Origin of the sequence: Micromonospora sp. CA-244673, assembly GCF_050948395.1 — a bacterium.
Classification (GTDB): domain Bacteria; phylum Actinomycetota; class Actinomycetes; order Mycobacteriales; family Micromonosporaceae; genus Micromonospora.
The window spans coordinates 5,194,781-5,212,822 of the sequence record NZ_CP192019.1 but is presented as its reverse complement, the minus strand read 5'-3'; the positions used below and the strand labels follow the sequence as shown (position 1 = coordinate 5,212,822).

General features: G+C 72.8%; 16 protein-coding genes. 8 read left to right on the top strand and 8 right to left on the bottom strand.

Translation table 11 applies throughout. The features are described 5' to 3' along the window. Positions 1–205: 205 nt before the first annotated feature. The 5 genes from gap (at position 206) to ACQP12_RS23750 (ending at position 4,027) form a co-directional block, all read left to right on the top strand. Positions 206–1,210, top strand: a complete 1,005-nt coding sequence (gap, locus tag ACQP12_RS23770; RefSeq protein ID WP_357950123.1) for a type I glyceraldehyde-3-phosphate dehydrogenase — start codon at positions 206–208, stop codon at positions 1,208–1,210. Next, on the top strand, positions 1,207–2,406 hold the full coding sequence (locus ACQP12_RS23765) for a phosphoglycerate kinase (protein ID WP_433282143.1): 1,200 nt from the start codon (positions 1,207–1,209) through the stop codon (positions 2,404–2,406). The genes gap and ACQP12_RS23765 overlap by 4 nt, the downstream gene beginning before the upstream one ends. Continuing rightward, a complete protein-coding gene (gene tpiA, locus ACQP12_RS23760; RefSeq protein ID WP_433282141.1) occupies positions 2,407–3,198 on the top strand; it encodes a triose-phosphate isomerase in 792 nt (263 codons plus the stop codon). It abuts the gene before it with no gap. A gap of 95 nt (positions 3,199–3,293) precedes the next feature. After that, complete coding sequence (gene secG / locus ACQP12_RS23755; RefSeq protein WP_091270104.1) at positions 3,294–3,554, top strand: preprotein translocase subunit SecG; 261 nt, start codon at positions 3,294–3,296, stop codon at positions 3,552–3,554. A gap of 128 nt (positions 3,555–3,682) precedes the next feature. After that, positions 3,683–4,027, top strand: a complete 345-nt coding sequence (locus tag ACQP12_RS23750; RefSeq protein ID WP_357950132.1) for an RNA polymerase-binding protein RbpA — start codon at positions 3,683–3,685, stop codon at positions 4,025–4,027. Between the two features lie 45 nt (positions 4,028–4,072). Here the strand turns inward: ACQP12_RS23750 and pgl are convergent, their stop codons facing one another. From pgl to tkt, 6 genes are all read right to left on the bottom strand, one after another. Then, positions 4,073–4,843, bottom strand: coding sequence for a 6-phosphogluconolactonase (gene pgl, locus ACQP12_RS23745; RefSeq protein WP_357950134.1), 771 nt, complete (start codon positions 4,841–4,843; stop codon positions 4,073–4,075). Between the two features lie 78 nt (positions 4,844–4,921). Beyond that, on the bottom strand, positions 4,922–5,938 hold the full coding sequence (locus tag ACQP12_RS23740; RefSeq protein ID WP_357950136.1) for a glucose-6-phosphate dehydrogenase assembly protein OpcA: 1,017 nt from the start codon (positions 5,936–5,938) through the stop codon (positions 4,922–4,924). Continuing rightward, positions 5,935–7,449: a glucose-6-phosphate dehydrogenase gene (gene zwf, locus ACQP12_RS23735; protein ID WP_357950138.1), complete on the bottom strand. Its 1,515-nt coding sequence runs from the start codon at positions 7,447–7,449 to the stop codon at positions 5,935–5,937. Before zwf ends, ACQP12_RS23740 begins: the two co-directional genes overlap by 4 nt. Positions 7,450–7,487: 38 nt before the next feature. Next, the gene (locus ACQP12_RS23730) at positions 7,488–9,128 is read right to left on the bottom strand and encodes a glucose-6-phosphate isomerase (protein WP_433282137.1); all 1,641 of its coding nucleotides are present in this window, start codon (positions 9,126–9,128) and stop codon (positions 7,488–7,490) included. Between the two features lie 75 nt (positions 9,129–9,203). Next, entirely contained in the window at positions 9,204–10,382 is a 1,179-nt protein-coding gene (gene tal, locus ACQP12_RS23725) for a transaldolase (protein WP_357950144.1), read from the bottom strand. Positions 10,383–10,397: 15 nt separating this feature from the next. Further along, entirely contained in the window at positions 10,398–12,536 is a 2,139-nt protein-coding gene (gene tkt / locus ACQP12_RS23720) for a transketolase (protein WP_433282135.1), read from the bottom strand. 265 nt (positions 12,537–12,801) lie between these two features. On the opposite strand from tkt, the gene ACQP12_RS23715 reads away from it, so the two are divergent. The 3 genes from ACQP12_RS23715 to ACQP12_RS23705 all read left to right on the top strand — a co-directional run bounded on the left by ACQP12_RS23715 (position 12,802) and on the right by ACQP12_RS23705 (position 15,271). Next, positions 12,802–13,761 (top strand): heme o synthase, encoded by a 960-nt coding sequence (locus ACQP12_RS23715; protein WP_433282133.1) that lies wholly within the window; start codon positions 12,802–12,804, stop codon positions 13,759–13,761. 250 nt (positions 13,762–14,011) lie between these two features. Further along, positions 14,012–14,344 carry a hypothetical protein gene (locus ACQP12_RS23710; protein WP_433282131.1) on the top strand — a complete coding sequence of 111 codons (333 nt, stop codon included), beginning with the start codon at positions 14,012–14,014 and terminating at the stop codon, positions 14,342–14,344. A 6-nt stretch (positions 14,345–14,350) separates the two neighbouring features. Continuing rightward, complete coding sequence (locus ACQP12_RS23705; protein WP_433282129.1) at positions 14,351–15,271, top strand: ATP-grasp domain-containing protein; 921 nt, start codon at positions 14,351–14,353, stop codon at positions 15,269–15,271. Between the two features lie 39 nt (positions 15,272–15,310). Here the strand turns inward: ACQP12_RS23705 and ACQP12_RS23700 are convergent, their stop codons facing one another. Both ACQP12_RS23700 and ACQP12_RS23695 read right to left on the bottom strand, forming a co-directional pair. After that, positions 15,311–16,978: a right-handed parallel beta-helix repeat-containing protein gene (locus ACQP12_RS23700; protein ID WP_357950159.1), complete on the bottom strand. Its 1,668-nt coding sequence runs from the start codon at positions 16,976–16,978 to the stop codon at positions 15,311–15,313. 93 nt (positions 16,979–17,071) lie between these two features. Further along, entirely contained in the window at positions 17,072–18,040 is a 969-nt protein-coding gene (locus ACQP12_RS23695) for a COX15/CtaA family protein (protein WP_433282126.1), read from the bottom strand. Between the last annotated feature and the right edge of the window lie 2 nt (positions 18,041–18,042).

The following is an 18,042-nucleotide window of genomic DNA, read 5'->3' as shown; positions in this document are numbered from 1 at the left end:
CGCGCTCGGATAAGGTCGCTGCGTACGGCAAGGGGGCCGGCAAAGGCACCCCTCGCCGTGCTCACCGCCTCGGGCGGTCTGGTCTCCTGGGACCGCGGCGGGGTGGCCGAGATGAACCGTCAACGGCCGGCTCCACCGGTCGGCGAACAATCTCCGCCGGCCGGGGTTCGACGCCGGCGGACCAGAACGCGAGGAGATGGGACCTGTGACCATCCGGGTTGGCATCAACGGCTTCGGCCGGATCGGCCGCAACTTCTTCCGGGCAGTGCTGGCGTCCGGCGCTGACATCGAGGTCGTGGCGGTCAACGACCTGACCGACAACGCGACGCTCGCCCACCTTGTCAAGTACGACAGCATCCTGGGCCGCCTTCCGCACGAGGTGAAGGCCACCGCCGACGAGATCACCGTGGGCGGCAAGACCATCAAGGCGTACGCCGAGAAGGACCCGGCCAAGCTGCCGTGGGGCGAGGTCGGCGCCGACGTCGTCATCGAGTCCACCGGTTTCTTCACCGACGCCACCAAGGCGAAGGCGCACGTCGACGGCGGGGCCAAGAAGGTCATCATCTCCGCTCCGGCGAAGAACGAGGACGTCACCGTGGTCATGGGCGTCAACCAGGACCAGTACGACCCGGCCAAGCACACGATCATCTCGAACGCCTCCTGCACCACCAACTGCCTCGCCCCGATGGCCAAGGTGCTGCACGACACGTTCGGCATCCAGCAGGGTCTGATGACGACCATCCACGCGTACACGCAGGACCAGAACCTGCAGGACGCGCCGCACAAGGACCTGCGCCGCGCCCGGGCCGCCGCGCTCAACATCGTGCCGACCTCGACGGGCGCCGCGAAGGCGATCGGCCTGGTCCTGCCGGACCTCAAGGGCAAGCTGGACGGCTACGCGCTGCGCGTGCCGATCCCGACCGGCTCCGTCACCGACCTGACCGTCACGGTCGGCCGGGAGACCACGGTGGACGAGGTCAACGCCGCGCTGAAGGCCGCCGCGGACGGCCCGCTCAAGGGCATCCTGATTTACAACGACGATGCGATCGTCTCCTCGGACATCGTGACCGACCCGGCGTCGTGCATCTTCGACGCGCCGCTGACCAAGGTGATCGGCAACCAGGTCAAGGTCGTCGGCTGGTACGACAACGAGTGGGGCTACTCGAACCGCCTGGTCGACCTGGTCAAGCTGGTGGGTTCGTCGCTGTGAGCATCCGCAACCTCGACGACCTGCTCGGCGAGGGGGTGTCGGGTCGGCGCGTGCTGGTGCGCGCCGACCTGAACGTCCCGCTCGACAAGCAGAGCGGTGACATCACGGACGACGGCCGTATCCGGGCCGTGCTGCCGACCCTGAGCGCGCTGGTCCAGGCCGGCGCCAAGGTGGTCGTCTGCTCGCACCTGGGCCGCCCGAAGGGCGCGCCGGATCCGCAGTTCAGCCTCCGCCCGGTCGCCGGGCGGCTCGGCGAGCTGCTCGGCGCGCCGGTGCACTTCGCCGAGGACACCGTCGGCGACTCGGCCCGGGCCTGCGTGGAGGGCCTGGCCGACGGCCAGGTCGCCCTGCTGGAGAACCTGCGTTTCAACAAGGGCGAGACCAGCAAGGACGACGCCGAGCGGGGCGCCTTCGCCGACCAGCTCGCGGCCCTCGGCGACGCGTACGTGGACGACGCCTTCGGCGCCGTGCACCGCAAGCACGCCAGTGTCTACGACGTGCCGGCCCGGCTGCCGCACGTCGCCGGCCGCCTCGTGCTGCGCGAGGTGGAGGTGCTCAGCAAGCTCACCGGCGACCCGGAGCGGCCGTACGTGGTGGTGCTGGGCGGCTCCAAGGTCTCCGACAAGCTGGCCGTGATCGAGGCGCTGCTGCCTACGGTCGACCGGCTGCTCATCGGCGGCGGGATGTGCTTCACCTTCCTCAAGGCCCAGGGCCACGAGGTGGGCACCTCGCTGCTGGAGAAGGAGATGGTCGAGACCTGCCGCAACCTGCTGGAGCGGTCCGGCGGCAAGATCATGCTCCCGGTCGACGTGGTGGCCGCGGACGCGTTCGCGCCCGACGCCGCGCACGACACCGTGCCCGCCGACGGCATCCCGAGCCACCGGCTGGGGCTGGACATCGGCCCCGAGACGGTGGCCGGCTTCGCCGCCGCGCTGTCCCAGGCGAAGACGATCTTCTGGAACGGCCCGATGGGCGTGTTCGAGATGGCCGCGTTCGCGAACGGCACCCGGGGCGTCGCCGAGGCGATCACCAAGACCGACGCGTTCAGCGTGGTGGGCGGCGGCGACTCGGCCGCGGCGGTGCGGGCGCTCGGCCTGGACGAGTCCTCGTTCGGCCACATCTCCACCGGCGGCGGCGCCTCCCTGGAATACCTCGAGGGCAAGACCCTCCCCGGCATCGCGGCCCTGGAGAACTGAATGGCGAGCACCCCCCGCCGGCCGCTGATGGCCGGCAACTGGAAGATGAACCTGAACCACCTCGAGGCCAACCTGCTGATCCAGAAGCTGGCCGCGAGCCTCACCGAGAAGCAGCTCACCGGGGTCGAGACGGTGGTCCTGCCGCCCTTCACCGACCTGCGCACCGTGCAGACCGCGGTGGACGGCGACAAGCTGCTGATCGGCTACGGCGCGCAGGACCTGTCGCCGTTCCAGTCGGGCGCGTACACCGGGGACATCTCCGGTGCGATGCTCGCCAAGCTGGGTTGCACCTACGTGGTGGTCGGCCACTCCGAGCGGCGGCAGTACCACCACGAGGACGACGCGCTGGTCAACGCCAAGGTGGCCGCCGCGCTGGCGAACGGGCTCGTCCCGATCCTGTGCATCGGCGAGGGGCTGGAGATCCGCGAGCAGCTCCGGCACGTGCCGCACTGCTGCGACCAACTCGACGGCGCGCTGAAGGGGCTCACCCCGGAGCAGGTCACCAAGGTCGTCGTGGCGTACGAGCCGGTCTGGGCGATCGGCACCGGCAAGACGGCGACCCCGGAGGACGCCCAGGAGGTCTGCGGCGAGGTGCGCAAGCGCCTGGTGGAGACCTTCGGCCAGGACACCGCGGACCAGGTCCGGATCCTCTACGGCGGGTCGGTGAAGTCGTCGAACGTGGCGGCGACCATGGCCCAGCCGGACGTGGACGGGGCCCTGGTCGGGGGCGCCAGCCTGGACGCCGAGGAATTCGCGCAGATCTGCCGGTTCCCGGAGCACATCGCCCGCTGATCGCTCGCTATCCTTGACGCTGCCCGCCCACCGGTCGGTGCCGCTGTGCCCGTCAGGACCGGGCAGTGATCGCAACGAGAGGATTGACCCCCGCCATGCCGATCTGGTTCGCCTACACGATGATCGTGTTGCTGGTCATCACGAGCATCCTGCTCACCCTGCTGATCCTCCTGCACCGCGGTAAGGGCGGCGGGTTGTCGAGCATGTTCGGCGGCGGCGTCAGCTCCAGCCTGGCCGGTTCCTCCGTTGCCGAGAAGAACCTCGACCGCTACACCGTTCTGGTGGGCATCGTCTGGTTCGCGTGCATCGTCGGGATCGGGCTCTGGCTCCGGCTCCAGACGGGCAGCGGCGCCTGAGCGAGCGCTCCGAGTCGTACAATCTGCGCGCGGTCCGTGACGGACCGCGCGCAGATTGTTTCTCCGCGCGTCGCCCGCCGCCTACCCCCGCAAGCGGCGGTCCCCTCCGACGACAGGAGCGAGCAGCCGTGTCCAGTGGCAACGTCATCCGCGGCACCCGGATCGGGTCCGCCCCCGAGCGGTTCGAGCAGCGCATCGAGCCGGCGCCCCGCCGGCCGGTCACCTACTGGTGCGCCAACGCCCACCGCGTCCAGTTCCTCATCGCCGCCGAGGCGGAGGCCCCGGAGACCTGGGACTGCCCGCGCTGCGGCGAGCCGGCCGGCCCCGACCCGGGCAACCCGCCCGGCCCGGCCCGCGCCGAGCCCTACAAGACCCACCTGGCGTACGTGCAGGAGCGGCGCACCCCGGAGCAGGGCGAGGCGCTGCTCGCCGAGGCCCTGGAGACGTTGCGCCGGCGGCGCGGCAGGGCCTGAGCACGCGGGAGCCCCGACCCGCCCGGGCCGGGGCTCCGCCGTCGTTCAGCGCAGGCTGCGAAGCCGGGGCGGCACGTCGGCCGCCGCGGCCCGGTCCAGCAGCCAGAGCGTCCTGGACACCCCGCGCACGCCGGCCGCCGGCAGCTGCACCGGCCCGGCACCGGCGAGGGCCATCCCGACCGCCCGGGCCTTGTCCGCCCCGGCGGCCACCAGCCAGACCTCCTCGGCCGTGTTGATCGTCGGGAGGGTCAGCGTGGTGCGCACCGGCGGCGGCTTGGGGCTGCCGCGTACCGCGCTGACCGGGCGGTTGTCGTGGTGCACCGGGTGCTCCGGGAAGACCGAGGCGACGTGCCCGTCCTCGCCCACGCCGAGCATCAGCACGTCGAAGTGGGGGAGGGCGGCGGTCCCCGGCCGGGCGGCCCGGGCCAGCTCCCGCGCGTACCCGGCGGCGGCCGCCTCCGGGTCGTTGCCGGCGGGCCCGTCCGAGGCCGGCATCGGGTGGATGCGGGCCGGGTCCAGCGGGACCACGTCCAGCAGCGCCGCCCGGGCCTGGGTCTCGTTGCGCTCGGGGTCGCCGGCCGGCAGGAACCGCTCGTCGCCCCACCAGACGTCGACCCGGGACCAGTCGACGGCGTCGCGGGCCGGCAGCTGCGCCACCGCCCGGTACACCGCCGCGGCGATCCGGCCGCCGGTCAGCACCACCGACGCCTGGCCGCGCTCGGCCTGCGCGTCGAGCAGCTTCACCACCAACCGGGCCGCCACCGCCTGCGCCAGCAGGTCGGGGTCGGCGTGTACGGCGACACTCGCCTCACTCATTCATCGTGCCTTCGTCCTCGGACCGCCCCGCGGCGGTCACCTGTGCGGTCCGACCGCCGAGCGGTCCGCGCGTCCCGCTCACTCGTTGGCGGTCGCGCCGGCGTGCGCGGTGACGCCGGCCTCGGCCCGCTTTGCGGTCGCCGGATCCTTCCACACGTGCACCCGCTGGGGGACACGCTGGTCGAGCGCGGTCAGCCCGGCGGTCGCGCCGAGCGCCTCGGCGTAGACCTGGTCGGCGTCGAGCCGGCGCAGCTCCTCGGCCAGCTCGTCGCCGAGCGGGCGCCGGACCAGCGGCAGCGTCCGGTCCTCCTGGCCGCTGCGCCGGAAGATCGCCATGTTGTCGTCGCGGGTCAGCATCAGCTCGTCGCCGTTGGCGCAGCGCAACTGCACCTCGCGCATCCGAGGGAACTTGTCGGTGTGCTCCCAGACCGGGTCGATGCCCAGCCGGGCGGTCAGCCAGCCGCGCATGAGCGCGGCCGTCGGGTCGGTGCGCGGCGCCACCACGGTCGCCTCGGTGACCCGGGCCTGCGTGGTGTCGAACGCCCCGGCCACGAGGGTGCGCCACGGGGTGATCCGGGTCCAGGCCAGGTCGGTGTCGCCGGGGGCGTAGTCCGCGGCCCGCTGCCGCAGCGCGGCGATCGGGTCGGCGGCCTGCGCCGCGTCGGTGATCCGCCGGTCGGCCACCACACCGAGGAAGTCGGTCGCGATCTCCTCCGGCGGCTCGCCGTGCCACCAGGTCACCACCGGCACGTCCGGCACCAGCAGCGGCATCACCACCGACTCGGCGTGCAGCGCGAGCCGGCCGTACATCCGGGTCACCACGGCCTCGCAGGGGCCGAGCCGGCCGCCGACGACGATCTCCGCGTCCAGCCGGTTGCGGTCCCGATCGACGTCGGAGCGGACCACCACGAGCAGCCGGCACGGGTGGGCGGCGGCCGCGATGGTCGCCGCCGCCTCGGCCTCCCGGACGCGCTTCTCGTCGACCACCACGATCAGCGTGAGAGCCATGCCGCTGGCCACCCCGCCCGCGCTGCGCCGCTCGGCGGCGAGCGCCTTGACCACCTCGTTCCCGGTGGTGTCCCACAGCCCGATCATGCTCTCCTCCAGGACCGGCCCTCGCTGGCCAGCATCTCGTCGGCGGCCCGGGGGCCCCACTCGCCGGCCCGGTACGGCTCCGGCTTGGTGCCCGCCCAGGCGTGCTCCAGCGGGTCCACCACCTGCCAGCTCTGCTCCACCTCGGCGGCGTCCGGGAACAGCGTCCGGTCACCGATGAGCACGTCCAGCACCAGCCGCTCGTACGCCTCGGGGCTGGACTCGGTGAACGCCTCGCCGTACTGGAAGTCCATGGCGATGTCGCGGACCTCCATGGTCGTGCCCGGCACCTTGGAGCCGAACTTCAGCACCACGCCCTCGTCGGGCTGGACCCGGATGACGAGCTGGTTGGGGCCGAGCGACTCCATGTCGGCGGCGTCGAACGGCAGGTGCGGCGCCGTCTTGAACACGATGGCCACCTCGGTGACCCGCCGGGGCAGCCGCTTGCCGGCCCGGATGTAGAACGGCACCCCGGCCCAGCGGCGGTTCTGGATGCCCAGCTTCACGGCCACGTACGTCTCGGTGGTGGAGTCCGCCGGGACGCCCTCCTCGTCGAGGTAGCCGACGGCGCGTTCGCCGCCCACCCAGCCGGGCAGGTACTGGCCGCGGACGGTGTCCCGGGAGACGTCCTTCGGCACCGTGATGGCCCTGAGCACCTTGAGCTTCTCGGTGCGGATCTCGTCGGCGTCGAAGCTTGTCGGCTCCTCCATGGCCACCAGGGCGAGCAGCTGGAGCAGGTGGTTCTGGAGCACGTCCCGGGCGGTGCCGACGGAGTCGTAGAAGGCGGCCCGGGTGCCGATGCCGACGTCCTCGGCCATGGTGATCTGCACCGAGTCGACGTACTTGGAGTTCCACAGCGGCTCGAACAGGTTGTTGGCGAACCGCAGGGCCAGGATGTTCTGGACCGTCTCCTTGCCCAGGTAGTGGTCGATCCGGAACACGTCCTGCCGCGTGAAGACGTCGTCGACCAGGTCGTTGAGCGACTTCGCCGAGGGCAGGTCGTTGCCGAACGGCTTCTCCACCACCACCCGGCGCCAGCCGCCGGACTTGGCGTTGTCCGCCATGCCGGTGCGGGCGAGCTGCTTGAGCACCACGGGGAACGCCGCCGGGGGGATGGAGAAGTAGAAGGCGGCGTTGCCCGGGATGCCGTGGGTGTCGCGCAGCTCGTCGAGGGTGGCGGCGAGGTGGTCGAAGGCGGCGTCGTCGTCGAACGAGCCGCCGACGAACTTGATGTTGCCGGCGAGCCGGGCCCAGACCTCTTCCCGCCACGGGGTGCGGGCGTGCTTCTTGGCCGCGTCGTGGGCCAGCGACTCGAAGTCGCCGTCGCCCCAGTCGCGCCGGGCGAAGCCCAGGACCACGAAACCGGGCGGCAGCAGCCCCCGGTTCGCCAGGTCGTAGACCGCCGGCAGGAGCTTCTTTTTGGCCAGGTCGCCGGTCACCCCGAAGATCACCAGAGCGCACGGCTCCGGGATCCGCGGCAGCCGGCGGTCCTGAGGATCGCGCAGCGGGTTCATGCCGCCTCCTCGCTCCGCCGATGTCACGTCGTTCATCGTCACGTCAGTGTCCGTCCGGCCGCATCCAGTAGCTGGGCGACGCCCGCCGCCCGCTCGGTCAGGTGCAGGCGCAGCACCGGTCGCCCGCGACCGGCGAGGGCCCGCCGGTCGCCGGCGGCCTGGGCCGCCTGAAGGTCTCCGAAGGTGTACGGGCGGCCGGGCACCGGCAGGTCGTCGGTGACCGTGCCGGTCACCTGGAGGTGACTGCCGGCCCGTGGGCCGCCCTTGTGGTACTGCCCGGTGGAGTGGAGGCACCGCGGCCCCCACCCGAAGGTGACCGGGCGCGTGACCGCCCGCGCCAGCAGCGGGCGCAGCCCCGCCACCGCCGCGTCGCCCGACCGGTCGAGGTAGGCGGTCACCGCCAGGTAGCCGTCGTCAGCCAGCCCGGCGAGCAGCCAGCGCAGCGCGCCGGCCAGGTCGGCGGGGGCCCCGGCCGGGGCGTACACCTCGATCGCGCCCTCGGTGGCCGAGGGCGGCTCCGCCGGCACGCCGGCGGCGAGCACCCGCGCGGTGTGCTCCGCGCTCTCGGCGACGTCCGGCTGGTCGAACGGGTCGACGTCGAGCACGGCGGCGGCGAGCGCGGTGGCGTACTCCCAGGTGAGGAACTGGGCACCGAGCGGACCGTTGACCGCCATGTCGGCGGGGCCGGGCACGGCGCCCGGGCCGAGGGAGCCGCCGTAGCCGACGGTCAGCACGTCCGGGCCGGTGGCGCCGGGGGCGTCCGGGGATTCGACCACGACCGGGAGGATGCCCCGGCCGGCCTTGCCGGTGGACTCGGCGAGCAGTTGCTCGGCCCAGTCGCCCAGCCCGTCGAGCCCCGTGCCGTCGGACACCAGCGCGACGGTGTCCCGGCCGCTGGTGGCCGCCGCGGCGAGCGCCGCCCCGAGGGCCAGGCCCGGGTTGTCCCGGTCCCGGTCGAGCACGCCGGCGAGGGCCTCGGCGTCGTCCAGCAGGTCGGCGACCGGCGCGCCGGCCAGCGCCGCGGGGACCAGTCCCAACGCGGTGAGCGCCGAGTACCGGTCGCCCACCTCCGGGTCGGACGGGATCACCACCACGCCCAGCTCGTCGGCGACCGCCTCCAGCGGCGAGCCGGGGTCGGTGACCACCACGAAATGCCGGGCCGTCTCCGCCTCGGTCAGCCCGGCGTCCAGGAACGCCTGCCAGTAGGCCCGCCGGATGCCGTCGGTCTCCACGGTGGCGCCGGACCGGCCGGCGACCACCACGACGGTGCGGTCCAGCCGGTCGGCCAGGGCCGCGCGGACCTCGCCGGGGTCGGTGCCGTCCAGCACGGTCAGCGGCCGGCCGAGGGTCCGGGCGACCACCTCCGGGGCGAGCGAGGAGCCGCCCGTCCCGGCCAGGACCACATGGTCCAGGTCGGCCAGCTCCTCGGTCAGCTCGGCGAGCTGGGGGAGCAGGTCCCGGGACCGCGCGTGGGCGTCCAGCCAGCCCAGCCGCGCCCGGGCCGCCGCCTCGGCCGCCGGACCCCAGAGCGTCGGGTCCTTGGCGGCGAGCCGGGCGGGGAGATCCGCGGCGACCAGCGCGGCCCGCACGGACGCGGGCGCGGACCCGTCGACCGCGTCCGCGCCGTGCACGGCCAACCCGGCGGCGATGTCCGCCCGGCCGGCCAGCAGGTCGCTCACCTCACCACCCCGTCCTCGTGGCGCGGCGCGTCCCGGGACGGTTCACCTGTCTCGGGACGCGCCCGGCGCCGTCCGTCACGCGTTGCCCCCGGCCTTCTCGGCGGCCCGCGCGTTGCCCTTGGCGGCCCGGCCCGGCTTGCCGATGCCCTTGGCCGCCTCGGCGAGGGACTTCTTAACCCCGTCGAGTAGTTCCAGCCAGCTCGCCTCGAACTTCTCCACGCCCTCCCGCTCCAGGGTGGCGATCACGTCGGCCATGTCCACGCCGGCCGACTCCAGGTCGGTGAAGACCTTGCGGGCCGCGTCGTACGCGCCGGTGATGGTGTCGCTGCGGGTCTCGCCGTGGTCCGCGTAGGCGTGGATGACCGCTTCCGGCATGGTGTTGACCGTGCCGGGGGCGATCAGCTCCTCGACGTAGATGACGTCGCGGTAGTCGGGGTTCTTGGTCGAGGTGGAGGCCCACAGCGGGCGCTGCGGGTGGGCCCCCGCGTCGGCCAGCTTCTTCCACCGGTCCGAGCCGAAGACCTCGCTGTAGCGCTCGTACGCCAGCTGGGCGTTGGCGATGGCGGCTTTGCCGCGCAGCGCCTTGGCCTCGTCGGAGCCGATCTTCTCCAGCCGCTTGTCCACCTCGGTGTCGACCCGGGAGACGAAGAACGAGGCGACCGACCCGATCTTCGACAGGTCGTGGCCGTTCGCCTTCGCCTGCTCCAGACCGGCCAGGAACGCCTCCATGACCTGCGAGTACCGGTCCAGGCCGAAGATCAGCGTGACGTTCACGCTGATCCCCTCGGCCAGGGTCGCGGTGATCGCCGGCAGGCCCGCCTCGGTGGCCGGGATCTTGATGAACAGGTTCGGCCGGTCGACCAGCCACCAGAGCGCCTTGGCCTCGGCGACGGTCCGGTCGGACTCGTGGGCCAGCCGCGGGTCGACCTCGATCGACACCCGGCCGTCCACCCCGGCGCTCTTGTCGTAGGAGGGGCGCATCACGTCGCACGCCCACCGCACGTCGTACGTGGTGAGCATGCGGACCGCCTCCTCGACCTCGATGCCGCGGGCGGCGAGGTCGCGCAACTGCCAGTTGTACTCGTCGGCGTCGCTCAGCGCCTTCGCGAAGATCGTCGGGTTGGTGGTCACCCCGGCCACGTGCGACTCGCGGCGGAGCTTGTCCAGCCCGCCGGAGCTCAGTCGTACCCGGGAAAGATCGTCGAGCCAGATCGCCACACCGGCGGCCTGGAGCTCGCTCAGCCTGTCCGTCATGCTGCCCACGCTCCCTCAGTTGCCGGTCGTGAAACCGGTGATGTCGCCCACCCGGGTCAGCGCCGCGTGCGCGGCGGCGACGATCCGGTCGGGGGTGAACCCGAACTGCTCGAAGAGCACGGTGTGCGGCGCGCTCGCCCCGTAGTGCTCCAGGCTCACGCACTCACCGCTGTCCCCGACGATCGCCCGCCAGGACATGGCGATGCCCGCCTCCACGCTCACCCGTGCCTTTACCCCGCGCGGCAGCACCGACTCCCGGTAGGCCTCGTCCTGCTCGAAGAACCACTCCTGGCAGGGCATCGAGACGACCCGGGTGGGGGTGCCGTCGGCCTCCAGCCGCTCCCGGGCGGTGAGGCAGAGCTGCACCTCGGAACCGGTGCCGACGATGATCACCTGGGGCTTGCCGCCGGACGCCTCGGCCAGCACGTAGCCGCCCTTCGCGGTGCCCTCGGCGCCGGCCAGGTCGGTGCGGTCGACGGTCGGCAGCGCCTGCCGGCTGAGCGCCAGCGCGGTGGGGCGGTCGGTGTGCTCCAGGGCCTGCCGCCACGCCCAGGCGGTCTCGTTGGCGTCGGCCGGGCGGACCACGTCGAGGCCGGGGATGGCGCGCAGCGCGGTCAGGTGCTCCACCGGCTGGTGGGTCGGGCCGTCCTCGCCGAGGCCGATCGAGTCGTGCGTCCACACGTAGACCACGGGCAGCTTCATCAGCGCGGCGAGCCGCACCGAGGGGCGCATGTAGTCGCTGAACACCAGGAACGTGCCGCCGTACGGGCGGGTGCCGCCGTGCAGGGCGATGCCGTTGAGGATCGCGCCCATGGCGTGCTCGCGGATGCCGAAGTGCAGGGTGCGGCCGTATTCGTCGCCCGGGAAGTCCTTGGTGGCGTGCACCGCCGGGATGAAGGACGGCTCGCCCTTCATGGTGGTGTTGTTGCTCTCCGCCAGGTCGGCGGAGCCGCCCCACAGCTCGGGGAGCACCGGGGCGAGCGCCTCCAGGACCTTGCCGGAGGCGGCCCGGGTGGCGACGCCCTTGGCGTCGGCCGGGAAGGTCGGCACCGCGTCCGCCCAGCCGGTCGGGAGCGTACGGGTGGACATCCGCTCCCACAGCGCCTTGCGCTCCGGGTTGGCCTGCGACCAGGCGTCGAACGCGGTGGTCCACGCCGCCTGCGCCTCGGCGCCGCGCTCCATGACCTGGCGGGCGTGCTTGAGCACCTCGTCGTCGACCTCGAAGGTGCGCTCCGGGTCGAAGCCGAGGATCTGCTTGGTGGCCTTCACCTCGTCGCCGCCGAGCGCCGAGCCGTGGATCTTGCCGGTGTTCTGCTTGTTCGGGGCGGGCCAGCCGATGATGGTGCGCAGCGCGATGAAGGAGGGGCGGTCGGTCTCCGCCTTGGCGGCCAGCAGCGCCTCGTAGAGGGCTTCCACGTCCTCGTGGTAGTCGCCCTGGTCGGCGTCGCCGCGGCGCCAGTCGACCGTCTGGACGTGCCAGCCGTACGCCTCGTAGCGGGCCGCCACGTCCTCGCTCTTGGCGATCCGGGTGTCGTCCTCGATCGAGATCTCGTTGTCGTCGTAGATCACGCAGAGGTTGCCGAGCTGCTGGTGGCCGGCGAGGGCGCTGACCTCGTGACTGATGCCCTCCTCGATGTCGCCGTCGGAGGCGATGCACCAGATGTCGTGGCGGAACGGGGAGTCGGCCCGATCCGGGTCGGGGTCGAACAGGCCGCGCTCGCGGCGGGCCGCCATCGCCATGCCGACCGCGTTGCCGAGGCCCTGGCCGAGCGGGCCGGTGGTGGTCTCCACGCCCGGAGTGTGGCCGTGCTCCGGGTGCCCCGGGGTGAGCGAGCCCCACTGGCGCAGCGCCTTGAGGTCCTGCAGGGCCAGCGGGTAGCCGGAGAGGAAGAGCTGGATGTAGAGGGTCAGGCTGGAGTGCCCGGCGGAGAGCACGAACCGGTCCCGGCCGGGCCAGTTCGGGTCGGCCGGGTTGTGCCGCATGACCCGGTTGAAGAGCAGGTACGCCGCCGGGGCGAGGCTCATGGCCGTGCCCGGGTGGCCGTTGCCGGATTTCTCCACGGCGTCCATGGCCAGCACGCGGACCGTGTCGACGGCCCTGCGGTCGAGGTCGGACCAGTTGAGAGCGGGAAGCTCGGGTCGGTTGGCAGCCACGATGGTTGTGCTCCTCGGCAGATGGGCGGAACCCTCACTGATGACCCTATCGAGCGGCCCTAAACGTCCGCCCGGGGATCTCTGCATGCTGGTCTGTACGTCTCCGACCGGATCAGCCGTTCAACCGGGGATGTGACGGCCCGCACCGTTGCCGGGTCTGCGGGGCAGCCAAAACGACGCCGCGTAGTGTGTGGGGCGGTGTGTGGACCCGGAGGGGTCCGAGCCGACACCGACCTCCCCCGCCGAAGCCGGAAGGTGGCAATCCGTGAGCATGATCACCGAGCGCCCCGTCAGCGACTCTGCCGGGCACCCGCCGGTGAGCACGGTGGCGGAGGGGCCGGCGACCGGCCGGCGGGACGTGCGGGCCGTGGTGGCCGCGTACGTGGCGCTCACCAAGCCGCGGATCGTCGAGCTGCTGCTGGTCACCACCGTGCCGGCGATGATGCTGGCCGACGGCGGCATGCCGGCGCTCTGGCTGGTGGCCGTGGTGCTGGTCGGCGGCTCGCTCGCCGCGGGCGCGGCCAGCGTCCTCAACTGCTACATCGACCGTGACATCGACCAGTTGATGCGGCGCACCAAGCGCCGGCCGCTGCCCGCGCACACGGTGTCGCCGCGCAGCGCGCTGATCTTCGGCCTGGTGCTCGCGGTGATCTCGGTGGCGCTGATGGCCGTCGCCACCAACTGGCTGGCCGCCGGGCTGACCCTCGCGGCGATCGCCTACTACGACCTGGTCTACACGCTCTGGTTGAAGCGCACCACGGCCGCCAACACCTTCTGGGGCGGCGCCTGCGGGGCGGCGCCGGTGCTGATCGGCTGGGCGGCGGTCACCGGCTCCCTGGCCCCGGAGGCGTGGGGCCTGTTCGCGGTGGTCTTCTTCTGGCAGATGCCGCACTTCTACGCCCTGGCGATCAAGTACAAGGCGGACTACGCGCGGGCCGGCATCCCGATGCTGCCGGTGGTGGCCTCGGTCCGCCGGGTCAACGCGGAGATCATCCTCTTCTCCTGGCTGACCCTGCTCTCCTCGCTGGCGGTCTGGCCGCTCGGGATGAGCCCGATCTACGGCGTGACCGCGCTGGTGGTCGGCGGGATCTTCGTCGTCGAGGCACACAAGCTCTGCCGGCGCGCGTCGCGCGGCGAGGCGGTCAAGCCGATGCGGCTCTTCCACTGGTCCACCACCTACCTCACCATCCTGTTCGCGGCCGTCGCCCTCGACGCCCTGCTCTAGTCGCTTTCCGGCGCTCACCGGGGTGGATGAGTTCCCCGTGTCGCGGATTTCATCAGAATTTTTTTCGGCCTGAGCCGGACGGGCTCAACCCGGACAGACTGTGACGATCTCCCCCGCCCGTTTTGGGCCGGCATAAGCGACATGTACGGGCGAATTACCTGTGGTCTTCCTTAAACCAGTAGGTAATTGGCATCACATTCAGTTCATCGTTCTCGCACATCCGAGTGGATGTCTGCTTAGGCTTCGCGTCATGGCAGATGGTTCCGATACGACGCTGACGGCTGACAAGACCGGCGAACAGGCCCCCAACGGCCTGGTCGCGGGCATCAAGTCGTTCGCCGCCGAACACGGCGGGGCGAAGGCGGTCATCGAGTACGTCGGCAAGCGCGGCGCACGAATCGTCCTCGTGGGTTCCGACGGGGCGTGGGCCGACCAGTTCGCCGACGGCACCGACACCGCGCGGCAGGCCTGCGCCAAGGCAGGAGTGACCGTCGAGAACGCCTGGGAGCGTGAGCTGATGGACCAGATGCGTCCGAGCAACGACCTCTGGCGGTCGATGGCCCGGCGCACGATGGCCCGTTGACATAAATTGACCAACCACCACCAGCCGACCCGGGGGAAACCCCGGGTCGCTCTCGTCACCTGCACCGCCCTTCCCGACCTCGACCCGGACGACCGGCTCGTGCTCGACCCGCTCGCCGCCCGCGGCGTCGCCGCCGAGGCGGTCGTCTGGGACGACCCGGCCGTGGACTGGTCCGGCTACGACCTGGTCGTGCTCCGCTCGCCCTGGGACTACGCGCTGCGCCGCGACGAGTTCGTCGCCTGGGCGCGCACGGTGCCCACCCTGGTCAACCCGGCCGACGTGGTCGCCTGGAACACCGACAAGCGCTACCTGGCCGAGCTGTCCGCGGCCGGCGTGCCCACCGTGCCGACCGCCTGGGTCGAGCCCGGGGCGGACTGGACCCCGCCGGCCGACACCGGGGAGTACGTGCTCAAGCCGGCGGTCAGCGCCGGCAGCCAGGACACCGGCCGGTACGACCTGGCCGACCCGGAGCACCGGGAGCTGGCCGTGGCGCACGTGCGGCGGCTGTCCGCCGCCGGCCGGGTCACCATGGTCCAGCCGTACCTGGAGGCGGTGGACACCGCCGGGGAGACCGCGCTGCTCTTCCTGGCCGGGCCGGACGGCCTGGCGTTCAGCCACGCGATCCGCAAGGGGCCGATGCTGACCGGCCCCGACCGCGGCGTGGCCGAGCTGTACAAGGAGGAGCGGATCGACGCCCGGGCGGTCACCCCGGAGCAGCTCGACACGGCGGAGAAGACCCTGGCCGTCGTGCCCGGCGGCACCGAGCGGCTGCTCTACGCCCGGGTGGACCTGATCCCCGGCCCGGACTCCTCGCCCGTCCTGGTCGAGTTGGAGCTGACCGAGCCGAGCCTGTTCGTCGGTTACGCCGACGGCGCCCCGGACCGGCTCGCCGCGGCGATCGCCACCCACCTGGCCCGGCGGTCCTGACCTCGCGCCCGGCCCGCGCCGAGCGGGCCGGGCCCGACCTCACTCCCCGTCGCAGTGGTTGCGTTCCCAGCGGCCGCCGATCGGTGGGGTGTCCAGCCGGACCGCCGCCTCGTTCCCGGCGAGGTCGTTGTCCTCCACCCGGCAGGACACGCAGCTGCCCGCCTCGGTGATCCACAGCCCGTAGGTCTGGGTGTGCTCCTCCCGGTGCCAGATCCGGTTGCCCCGCACGGTGGCCGAGTCGAACGGGGCGTTGATCGCGATCCCGGCGCGTTCCGGCGGCCCGGCGGGCAGCTCGTACGGCGTGCCCGGCGCCGGCGTGGCCTCGTTCCAGCCGGTAGCCCCGTCGGGCCGCACCTCGGCCAGGGACAGCTCGTCGCCGGTGTTGTCCGCGACGACCGCGGTCCGCGAGTCGACCCGCAGGACCTTGCCCCGGTGCCCGCCGGGCGGCCAGTCCGCCGTCCCGTCGGTGACCCGGCGCTGGGCGTAGCGCACCGTCGCGCCGGCGCCGTGGCACGCGGGCGCGGACCGGCGCCCGTTGTCCCGGATCCGGTTGTCCACCACCGCGGCGTCGGTCATCGGCCGGTCGATCCGGATCCCGTCCAGCGCGTTGTCCCAGATGTGGTTCCCCTGGATCACCACGTCCTCCGCGGGGCCCCGGTAGCCGTGGCCCAGGTCGTGCTCGTGGTAGCCGTAGCCGCCGTTGCGGCTGATCCGGTTGCCCCGGATCACGTACGGACCGGGGGTGTTGCCCATGCTGATCCCGTCGCCGACGTTGCGGTCGATCACGCAGTCGGTCAGCAGCCCGCCGCGGCCGGCGATCCCGGCCGTGCCGTTGGCGGAGACGTCGAAACCCGCCTCCAGGTTGTTCGTCAGGGTGCAGGCCGAGACGATCAGCCCGTCGGCCCCCCAGTCGGAGATGCCGAACCGGTTCGCCTGGCTGTGGCACCCGACGATGCGGAAGCCGCGCGGGGGCGGCCAGTAGTCCTTCTGCAGCTCCAGGAAGATCCCGTTGGTCCCGTTGCCCACCGTGGTGCAGTTGGCGATGGTGAGCCGCTCCACGTCGCCCCAGCCGCCGATGCCGACGCCGATGCCCGCGCCGCCCATCTGCTCGCCGTTGTCCAGCCGGCCGCAGCCCACCACGACCACCCCGTCGATCAGGCCGTCCTGGAGGAAGTCGCAGCCCAGCCCGGTCGCCCCGGTGTGGTGGATGTAGAGGTTCCGGAAGACGCCGCGCACCACGTACTGGAGGCCGAGGCCCTTGGCCAGGTAGTTGTACTGGGTCATGCCGACACCGGAGCCGTCGATCTCGAAGTCGGTGAAGGAGCAGTCGGCGATGTGCCGGTCCCGGTCCGCGCCGTGCTGCACCGTGGTCCAGAACGCCAGCGGGACGGGATCGTTCCGGTTGCCCTCGTTGCTGAGCAGGAACCGGGTCGCGGCGGGCCCCGCGCCGATCAGCGACACGCCGCTGCGCCAGACGGTGCCGGCGTCCCGGATCGAGTAGATGCCCGGCGGGCAGTAGATGACCCGCGCCCGGCCGTCGGCGGCGTACCCGTCACCCAGCCGTTCCACCAGGGCGGCCAGCGCCGGCTGGTCGTTGGTCACGCCGTCACCGGTGAGCCCGAAGTCGAGGGCGTCGCACCACAGCGGCGCGCCGGCCACCGGCGTCAGCCGCTGCGGGACGGTCGTGGTCAGGCCCTTGCGCGACACCGGCGGGCTCCCCTCGGGCGGACGATCCGTGGCGCGGACCGCATTCCCGCTGCCGCCCGGGGGTAACGCCGGGGGGAGCGCCGCGGGCGGCGCTCAGGCGGCGGCGGTGACCGGCTGGCCGGCCGGCGCGGCGGCCGCCGGGGCCGGCGGGGCGGCCGGACGCCGCTCCCGGGTGGCCCAGAGCACGCCCAGGGTCGCCAGCAGCACCAGGCAGGAGCCGAGCATGTGCGCGGCGACCAGCACGGCGGGCAGGTGGGTGAAGTACTGCACGAAGCCGATCAGGCCCTGGCCCAACTCGACCGCCACCAGCACCCCGGCGGCCCGGGCGGCCCGGGCGGCGCCCACCGCGCGGAACGCGAAGAGCAGCGCCACCGAGAGGCCGATCAGCAGGAACACCCCGTCGGCGTGCACCTGGGAGATCGCCTCCGGGTCCAGGCCGTTGCGGGCCGCGCCCTGGTCGCCCGCGTGCGGCCCGCTGCCGGTCACCCAGGTGCCGATCACCAGCACGGCCGCGCTGACCACGGTGGTGAGCAGAGCGAGGGTACGCAGCGGCGCCGGCACGGTCGGGACGACCGGCCCGTCGGGCTCGACGGTGCGCCGCCAGAGCGCGTACGCGGCGGCGATCACCACCATCGAGGCGAGGAAGTGCAGCCCGACCACCCACGGGTTGAGGTTCGTGAGCACGGTGATGCCGCCGATCACGGCCTGGGCGGGGATGCCGAACAGCACGCCGATCGCCAGCGGCAGTACCCCGCGCGGGCGGGTCCGCTGGGCCAGCACGGCGAGCACCACGGCCAGCGCGATGACCCCCACGGCGAAGGTGAGCAGCCGGTTGCCGAACTCGATCGCCCCGTTGACGCCCATCTCCGGGGTGGCGATGTACGACTCGTCGGTGCACCGGGGCCAGGTGGGGCAGCCGAGCCCCGAGCGGGTGAGCCGGACACCCCCGCCGGTGACCACGATCGCCACGTTCGCGATGATCGAGGTGTACGCGAGGCGGCGCAGCAGCGTGGGGGAGACCGGGAACCGGGCGAAAGCCTTCACGGAGCGAATCCTACGCACCG